Annotated in this window: 5 protein-coding genes; 3 read left to right on the top strand and 2 right to left on the bottom strand. The window is 45.2% G+C overall.

Translation table 11 applies throughout. The features are described from left to right. Positions 1 to 127: 127 nt before the first annotated feature. Positions 128 to 940: an AAA family ATPase gene (locus tag HF638_RS16420; protein ID WP_169481154.1), complete on the top strand. Its 813-nt coding sequence runs from the start codon at positions 128 to 130 to the stop codon at positions 938 to 940. Between the two features lie 96 nt (positions 941 to 1,036). Here HF638_RS16420 and HF638_RS16415 read toward each other — a convergent pair whose 3' ends face one another. Together HF638_RS16415 and HF638_RS16410 are read right to left on the bottom strand one after the other, a co-directional pair. Further along, complete coding sequence (locus tag HF638_RS16415) at positions 1,037 to 2,503, bottom strand: HAMP domain-containing sensor histidine kinase (RefSeq protein ID WP_169481153.1); 1,467 nt, start codon at positions 2,501 to 2,503, stop codon at positions 1,037 to 1,039. Next, positions 2,488 to 3,174, bottom strand: coding sequence for a response regulator transcription factor (locus HF638_RS16410; protein WP_062835107.1), 687 nt, complete (start codon positions 3,172 to 3,174; stop codon positions 2,488 to 2,490). The genes HF638_RS16415 and HF638_RS16410 overlap by 16 nt, the downstream gene beginning before the upstream one ends. 192 nt (positions 3,175 to 3,366) lie before the next feature. On the opposite strand from HF638_RS16410, the gene HF638_RS16405 reads away from it, so the two are divergent. Both HF638_RS16405 and HF638_RS16400 read left to right on the top strand, forming a co-directional pair. Beyond that, positions 3,367 to 4,083, top strand: a complete 717-nt coding sequence (locus tag HF638_RS16405; RefSeq protein WP_169481152.1) for a YceI family protein — start codon at positions 3,367 to 3,369, stop codon at positions 4,081 to 4,083. 258 nt (positions 4,084 to 4,341) lie between these two features. Continuing rightward, complete coding sequence (locus HF638_RS16400) at positions 4,342 to 8,709, top strand: glycosyl hydrolase 53 family protein (RefSeq protein ID WP_169481151.1); 4,368 nt, start codon at positions 4,342 to 4,344, stop codon at positions 8,707 to 8,709. Positions 8,710 to 8,716: the final 7 nt, after the last annotated feature.

Genomic DNA, 8,716 nt, shown 5'->3' with positions numbered 1-8,716 from the left:
TCTTTACTGGGACAGTATTGCCAAGATAACCCACGGTTTTGCATAAAGGGGAGCTCATTTTCGTTCATAATAACTTATATAACTTGAATCACGGACTGAAACCATAAATGAAGGAGCACGTGTATACATGAGCAAAACAAATCATATGAATCGGATTCCCCGAGCGAAAGGCATCGATATGGCTGCTTTTTACACACCGAAAGAGTGTAGACGCAAAGCCCAGCATATTGTATTTTCCGCTGAAAATGAGCGTATTATTAATGAATTCATCACCATTCTGGGCATGAAAGAGAAGTTCAGAGAGCATGATGTATCAATCCCCAACAAAATGGTCATGTTCGGGCCGCCGGGCACGGGAAAAACATTAACGGCATCGCATCTGGCTGAGCGCCTTGATCTACCATTGGTTCTCGTGCGATTAGATGCCATCATTCATAGCCATCTTGGGGAGACGGGGAGTAATGTACGCAAGTTATTCGAATATGCAAGAATTAATCCCTGTGTGTTATTTTTGGATGAATTTGATGCCATAGGCCGTACACGTGAGAGCAATGATGAAGTGAAAGAGATGGCGCGTGTCGTCAATACGTTGTTGCAGTGTCTGGACGAATTCGATGGGGACAGTATTCTGGTGGCTGCGACGAATCTTGAAACCCAATTGGATCACGCTATCTGGCGGCGTTTTGATACCAAGATGACCTATGGTATGCCTGATGATTCAAGTCGCAGATTGTATATCAGCAAGTTGGTGGGGGCATTTGAACAGGAGAGCCTGCTAGAAGATTACATATCTGAACGCTTGGCAGGGTGCAGTTATGCAGATGTAGAGCAGATTGTTCTGAAAGCAAAGCGGAAAGCGATTATTGCCAGCAGTGCACTTCATAAGCAATTGGTCTCGGATGCTTACGATGAATACAGGCCACGTGTATTAGAGTGTTGAGTGCTTCCGTTTTGGATAAAGCAAAAGGAAACAACGATGAAATAGCCCAGTCTCCTGAGTGGAGTTCTGGGCTATTTGTCATGTTAGCGTGGTGCATTACACTTTAACGGCTGCTCCGTATGTCTTTTCTGTAGTGATGGCTTCTTGCGTTGCAGTCCAGCGTGGCAGGCTTAATCTGAACATGCTCCCTTCCGGGTTGCTGGAGACAAGTGTCAGTTCACCGCCCTGTTCCTGAGCGAGTAAGCGACTATAAGTTAATCCTAGACCCAGACCACGGTTACGGCGTTTCTTGAGTTCTCCACGGTAGAACCGTTCGAAGATTTTGGGTTGATCCTCTGCCGGGATTCCTGTACCGTTGTCCTTGACCTCAACATACAGCATCTGTTCTTCTGCGCGTAGATAAATATCGAAGACAGCCTTTTGTTCAGGAGCTGTGGCATGAAGTGCATTATTAAGCAAATTAACAATGATCTGCTGAATGCGAAGTGCATCCCCCATCGTAAAGAATGTAACTGGAGGGGAGTGCAGCTGAACCTCTGGCATTTTATCCTCATACGCAATCTTCCACTGATAGATGATCTCACCGACCAATAGCTTCAGATCTGTTCGTTCCTTGCGAACGGCAACACTTCCTGCAGCCATTGCATTATAGTCAAGCAAATCCGCGACCATGCGCTCCATACGTTCGGATTCCTTCAAAGCGATATCCAAAAATTCTTTTCCTTCCTGTGGACTCACGACATCGTCACGCACCGCCATAACGAGCCCCTTGATGGAAGTTACCGGTGTCTTGAGTTCATGGCTCACCCCTGCCAGCGAAATTGTGCGCCATTCTTCGAGTTGTTGGAGACGAGTGGCCATATCGCGGAATGAATTTACAAGTTCGTTGATCTCACGCTCTCGTGTATTCAAATCAAGACTCACATCATAATTACCACCTCGAATCTGCTCAGCGGCATAGGCAACCTGACGAATAGGTCTGGATAACTTACTGGATAGGAGATAGATCGTAAACCATCCACAGAGGATTAGTCCTCCCAGGATTAGAGCAACGAGCCATATGGTCTCTGGACCAAACGTAATGGATTGTTTCGACTGCATGACCCACACTTTACCCAAGGTTTGATCGCCTTCGGATATGTTGACCGTTACACCTGCATATTTGTTATTGCGCGGTTCACGATAGTCGTCTGACAGTCGATAATGCACATCTTTTTGCTCCATTTTAGGCTGGGAAAAGATCAATTGATTATTGTTATCCAAGATCATGACACAAAAATAATGATCTGTATTGAATAGTTTCTCTCGCTTGGTTACCATTCTGTCCAGATCGGGTGGAACCCGAAGCACATTGTTTTCACTGGTCACTCGATCTGCGATCTCCAGACCAAGCAGTTCTGCGGTTTTCAGGCTTTTCTCAATAGAAGTTGTTCGAATCCAGTAGAGCGCCCCTGCCACAATAATGGTGAAACCGATACATAAAATCAGAAAATATCGTAGTGTCCAGTGTGACAGAATGGATATCGATCGTTTGGGTTTCTTCTGCTTCAGTTGGCGATCCAAAATTGATACCCCATTCCTCGCAACGTCCGAATTTCTCCTGTTTCGGGCAACCAGTGGGAGAGTGCTTGACGTAGTCGTTTAATCGATAGATCCACAGCACGGTCACTGCCGTCATAATCCATTCCCCATACCTGTTCAATAAGATGATCCCTGGTAAATGTACGATTGGGATAATCGGACAGGAATAGCAGTAACGACAGGTCACGAGGTGTGAGTGCAACCTCTGCACCGTTCAGCAGTACCTGTTTGGCAGCAAGATCAATAACGAGATTACCAAAGGAACGCTTCTCTTCACCACCTGAGGTCCAATGTGGATTACGACGCAGCACAGCATTAACTCTCGCGACCACTTCTTCCGGTACAAAAGGTTTGCTCATATAATCGTCAGCACCGGCATTCAAGCCGTTGAGACGGTCTGAAATGTCATCCAGTGCGGTTAGCATGATCACGGGACAAGCACTTTTTTCACGAATAATCCGCAGCAGATCCCATCCGTCCATTCCTGGCAGCATTACATCGAGTAATACAAGGGAGGGTGTTACGGAATCAAAAAGGGTAAGTGCAGTCGGTCCATCTGCTGCATGATGAACTTCAAATTCTGCTTTTCTCAGATAAGCAGCCAGTACGCGTGCAATAGCTTGCTCATCTTCGACGATGAGTATGGATTTCAAGAAAAGCGGTCTCCTTTCATTTCATAAGCTTGTACTGATTTTACATGAGCAAGAGCATAAAGCCAATCCTGTATTACGGATTACAAAAAAATGCGGGACTTGTCTTTTCTTGACTTCTTCCTGACACATTCGACTGGTAATATCCATATCAACAAGCAACCTAAACAATAATATACTGGAGGAAACATACAGATGAACAAGAAAGCAAAAGCATGGCTTATTACAGGTGTGGCGGCGGTTGCCGTAATCGGTGGCGGTGGTTACTATCTCACTAATAGTTACTTGGGGAACAACGTTGAGATCGAACAGGTACTGCCTGCAAGCACAGCGACTTCCACAACAGCAGTAGATAGCACAGGAGCGGTTGTTGCTAATGAAACAGCGGCAGCAGAGCAGTTGAATGGAGACTGGAGCATTAGTGAAGGGTCTAAAGTATACTTCTCCGTAACCACATCGCAGGAGACCGTTAACTTTGTGGACGAGCAGGTAACAGGCAATTGGACAATTAATGTAGACGATGCTACTCAGATGAAAGCAGAAGGACAGATCGAGATGGACGGGATTGATTCCGGAAATGGACAACGGGATGGTCACGTGAAGCAAGCAGATTTCTTCGACATTGCTACGTATCCACAAGCAACATTTACAGCGACTTCATTTGAAGGTGTACCTACGGAATGGCCTGTCGGTCAAACGGTTGATATCAAAATGAATGGTACGATTACGGTTAGAGGTGTTGAAAAAGAAGTGACTTTTGATGCAAAAGCCGCTTATGAGAATAATGAAGTATTGTTGTCAGCAACATCCATGGTAACATTCGAAGATTTCGGAATGGAAAATCCACACTCCGTTGTACTCTCGACAGAAAATGATATCCAGGTACAACTTGAATTGAAGCTTTCTAAATAAGTGTAACAATGATCATATATCTAAAAAATCTGTTCTGTTCTGCCTTAGGGTGGACGGACAGATTTTTTGCTTTCTTTTGCAAAATAGTGTGATCGGTATAGCTCAAATGTAACTGTCACAGGATCATATTGTTAAAATAACTGCTGTTTCCTTTCGATTATGCCGTGTCGCCTATCACTATTAAGCGCTTACAATGAGGAAGATTCATAACATTCATTGATCCATGCACAATCAAACACAAAAAGGGGGAGATCAAGAGTGAACAAAAGGTACATAAGCGGGTGTCTGGTATTGCTAATGCTATTCTGTGATCTGGGGTTGATGGTTCGTCTAGCGGCTGCAGAAGATGCGAAAGTGAACGTGGCACTTAATAAGGCGGTTACGGTAAGTGAGGAAGATCTATTGTATGGGGGGCAAAAAGAAAAGGCGGTGGATGGTGATGTAAATACTCATTGGAGTGCGAGCTCACCTTCTTCTGAGAGCAATCCTCATTGGTTGACCATAGACCTAGGTGCGCCATATGATCTTTCTGGAGCAGAATTAACCTGGAAGGACAAAGACCAAGTTGTAAAATATTTGATTGAAGTATCTGTTGATGGAAGTAACTGGTCAACTTCAGTGGACAAAACGACTAACGAAATCAAACAGAGTGTTGCCAGTGAAGAATTCCAGATCAGTACACCTGTCCAGTATGTCAAAGTCACGATTCCATACTATGCGGGAACAAATTGGTGGCCCGGGATATCCGAGCTTAAGGTCTGGGGGGAAGAGGAAGCTACTGATCCGGCAAACATTACTGGATACAATGCCGTTCAGGTCAAAACAATGGCTGGGGTTGCTCCTGTTCTGCCGACAAAAGTGACAGCACAGTATCTAAACGGAAAGTCGGGTTCGGTTCCAGTAGAATGGGATAGTATCGACCCTTTGAAGTATGCATCTTCTGATACTTTTACCGTGACAGGTGCAGTATATGGAGCCCCTGTTCAACCGAAGGCCACTGTAACCGTTGGAGGATACCGGACGGATTATGTTAGAGGAGTAGATATTTCCACGTTAACCGCCATTGAGGATAATGGAGGAAAGTATCTGGATACTAATGGTACAGAAAGGGACTTGCTTGATATCCTCAAGGATCGTGGTGTCAATTACGTGCGTCTTCGTCTATGGAATGACCCCCAGAAATCCGGTGGTTATAACGACAAAGAGGATGTCATTCGTTTAGCCAAGCGGGTGAAGGAAAAAGGCATGAAGATATTGCTTGATTTCCATTATTCTGACGAGTGGGCTCATCCGGGCCAGCAACTTCGTCCTAAAGCTTGGGAGAGTTATACTTTCGATCAGTTGAAACAAGCTGTATATGATTATACGTATGAAGTTGTAAGTGAGATGAAAGCTGCGAACGCTATGCCTGATATGGTACAGATTGGTAACGAAATTAATAGTGGTGTGTTGAATGGATTCAACAGCAGGATAAACCCTCAGGAAAATTATGAATTGTTAAAACGAGGTGTTGATGCTGTGCGTGCCCTCCAAGAAGAGGACCAGCATGTTCAGATTATGATCCATCTGGCTGAGGGTGGTAAAGCACAAATGTTTAAGGATTACTTTAGTGAATTAGAAAGTCGTGGGCTTGATTACGATATCATCGGACTTTCCTATTATCCGTTCTGGCATGGGACATTTGCCGATGTGCAAAAGACGATGAATGAAGTATCGGATAAGTTCGAAAAAGACGTGATTATTGCCGAGACTTCCTATCCATTTTCCTATAAAAATGGGGATGCTCATGGCAATATCATTGGATCGGATGAAGCGCTACATGTTGGAGGAGCAACATTCCCTGCAACAGTTCAAGGTCAATATGATGCAATCGCTGGCATAATGGATATGATTGCTGACGTACCTGAGAACCGTGGAGCCGGGTTCTTCTATTGGGAGCCTGCATGGATAGCGGCGAATGTAGGCTGGATTGCTTCCGAAGGCGATGCTTGGGAGAATCATGCGATGTTCGATTATGATGAATTTCCTGGGAATGGTGGATACTCCTACGAAGGACGTGCCTTGCCATCACTGGATGTTTACAAGCGGGGGCTAGAAAATGTACCTGCGGATCGTCAGCATTTAGCGGCTGCAATTACACGTGCCAAAGGTTTGGTAGCTCTGGATTTTGAAGAAACGAGCTGGAACTCACTTGCTCCTGCGATTAAGGCAGCAGAGGATATGTACAACCAAGCGTATACATCAACTGGAGTGACGCAATCGGACACCAATTCTGCAACAACTGCGCTTGAACAAGTTATGTTGCAAATGAACGTGATCCCTGCGAAGAGGGATTCCCTCCAATCTAAGCTGACTGATGCTCAGACATACAAGGAGTCGGATTGGTCAGCCTTAACTTGGGATATTTTTGCCAAGGCTCTTGCTAATGCAGATAAGGTTATGACAGATCCTAGAGCAACCCAGACTGAAGTGAATGCTGCAGAGAAACGGTTGCAAGATGCTATAAACGGATTATCCGATGTAGATAAAACAAAATTGGCTCTGCTTATTGGTGAGACGCAACAGCAAAATGAATCTTCATATACTCATCGTAGCTGGCAAACACTAATGGATGCATTAGAGAATGCTATCACAGTGAGAGACCATCAAAATGCAGTGCAAGCTGAGGTAAATCAAGCGCATGAAGTACTGCAACAAGCGAATCAGAGTCTCGTTCAGTTGCAAGCATTAACTACAGGTAAGACGGCGACGGCTTCAACAAGTGCAGGTACAGGGGACAATCAACCCAACTCCCCAGAAGGTGCAATTGACAGCAATCCCAATAGTTCATGGGGAACAGACCAGAGTAAAGGTAGCTGGTGGCAAGTGGATTTGGGACAGGTTGCTAATCTCCGTAAGATCGAAATGTCGATGTGGAGTGGCGGAATCAAATATAAGATCGAAGTGTCTAATGATAACAAAAATTTTGTAAAAGTGGTCGATACCACGAGCGACGTTGTCGTTTCAACAGCGCCAAGACACGTGTTCTCGAACAATACAGAAGCGCGTTATATTCTTGTAACGATTACAGAAGGTCCAGAATGGGTAGGGTTTATGGATTTTGAAGCCTACGGTACGTTCCCGGCGGACAAGTCTGCACTGCAAGCTACGGTAGATACCGCTGAGAAATTAAAGCAAACCGAATACACCACTTCAAGCTGGAATGTATTTAGTAAGGCACTTTCTGAAGCGAAGACATTCATTCTGGATGTTGAAACTTCATCGCAAGATGTAAGCAATGCGGATCGTGCGTTACAAGATGCTGTGAGTAAGCTTGTACGTCAAGATGTTACACCTGGCCCTAGCCAGCCATCACAACCAAGTGTACCATCACAACCTTCCAACCCGGGAACAGCTCCTTCAACGGGGAATCCGGCTGTAACCCCACCCGTTGGAGCGGGTACTGCACCGGAGAAAGGATCGATCACGGTAAAAGGAACAGCAACCGGGGATGAAAAGTATTCTATTCGTCCGGATGCATCTCAATTAACTCAGGCACTGCAATCCATGGATGCAGGAAATCGTACGTTGAAACTGCTTGCAGATGTACCTGACACAGCCAAGACAGTCACATTCCAATTGGCTGCAAGTCAACTGGCTGCATGGGTTCGTTCCGAGGAAGTGCAATCCCTGGATGTAGTCGTAGGACCGACTAGCGTTCGTGTTCCTCTGAAATCACTCCGGTTAACCATTGCGGAGACTGCTGGAACGTTCGACATCGTAGTGGCAACAGGATCGACAGATACACTGTCCACATCTCAAAAAGCAGCGATTGGTAATCATACGATTGTTGATGTGAATCTGTTAATGAACAATAAGCCATTGCAATGGACAAACAGAGCGGTTGAAGTTGCCCTATCCAATGTAGAGCAGCCTAAAAAGAATGATGTAGTTATGGTCGTGCATTCAGTATCTCCAAGCGAAGAAAAGAAACCTGTTACGTATTCCAAGTACGATGACAAGACGAAGACGATGACGTTCAAACCGCTGGAATCCGGCAGTTATGTCATTGCAGAAGTTGAAGTACCATTAAATGATCTACAAAATCACAATTGGGCTCTCCAAGAGGTGCAGAACCTATATGGTAAAGGGATTATTTCGGGGATGAGTGCAACTCGTTTTGCCCCGCAAGGTGAACTGACCAGAGCACAATTTTTGCAAATGATTATTAAAGGTATTGGTGATACACGCCAGCCTGATCCATCTATTTCAGTCCCAACGGATGTGAAGGAAGGGCAGTGGTATGCCGATTCAGTACGACTTGGAATTGAAATGAACATTATTCAAGGCCGGGCAGATGGAAGCTTCGGAGCCAATGAACGCATTTCACGAGAAGATATGGCTGTTATGCTGAATCGAGCGCTGCAGGTTGTGCAACGTGATCAGGATGCGAACAATACTGCACAAGGAAATACGGTGTTTGTAGACAACGCCGAGATCGCCGGATATGCGAAAGAAGCTGTAGCCTCGATGCAACAACGTGGACTGTTGAATGGCATGCCTGATGGTACGTTTGCTCCGAAAGAAACAGCGAACCGTGCACAGGGTGCTGTTGCAATCGCCAGATTAATGGAACAACTGTATTAGAAATAAC

It is taken from the genome of Paenibacillus sp. SZ31 (assembly GCF_012912005.1).
GTDB lineage: Bacteria > Bacillota > Bacilli > Paenibacillales > Paenibacillaceae > Paenibacillus.
Note: the sequence above shows the minus strand (reverse complement) of the source record. Positions and strands in the feature narration are given on the sequence as shown.

What these genes read in the sequence shown, in the direction of transcription:
- HF638_RS16420 (WP_169481154.1), top strand. Translation starts at nt 128, where the DNA reads ATGAGCAAAACAAATCATATGAATCGGATTCCCCGAGCGAAAGGCATC.
- HF638_RS16405 (WP_169481152.1), top strand. Translation starts at nt 3,367, where the DNA reads ATGAACAAGAAAGCAAAAGCATGGCTTATTACAGGTGTGGCGGCGGTT.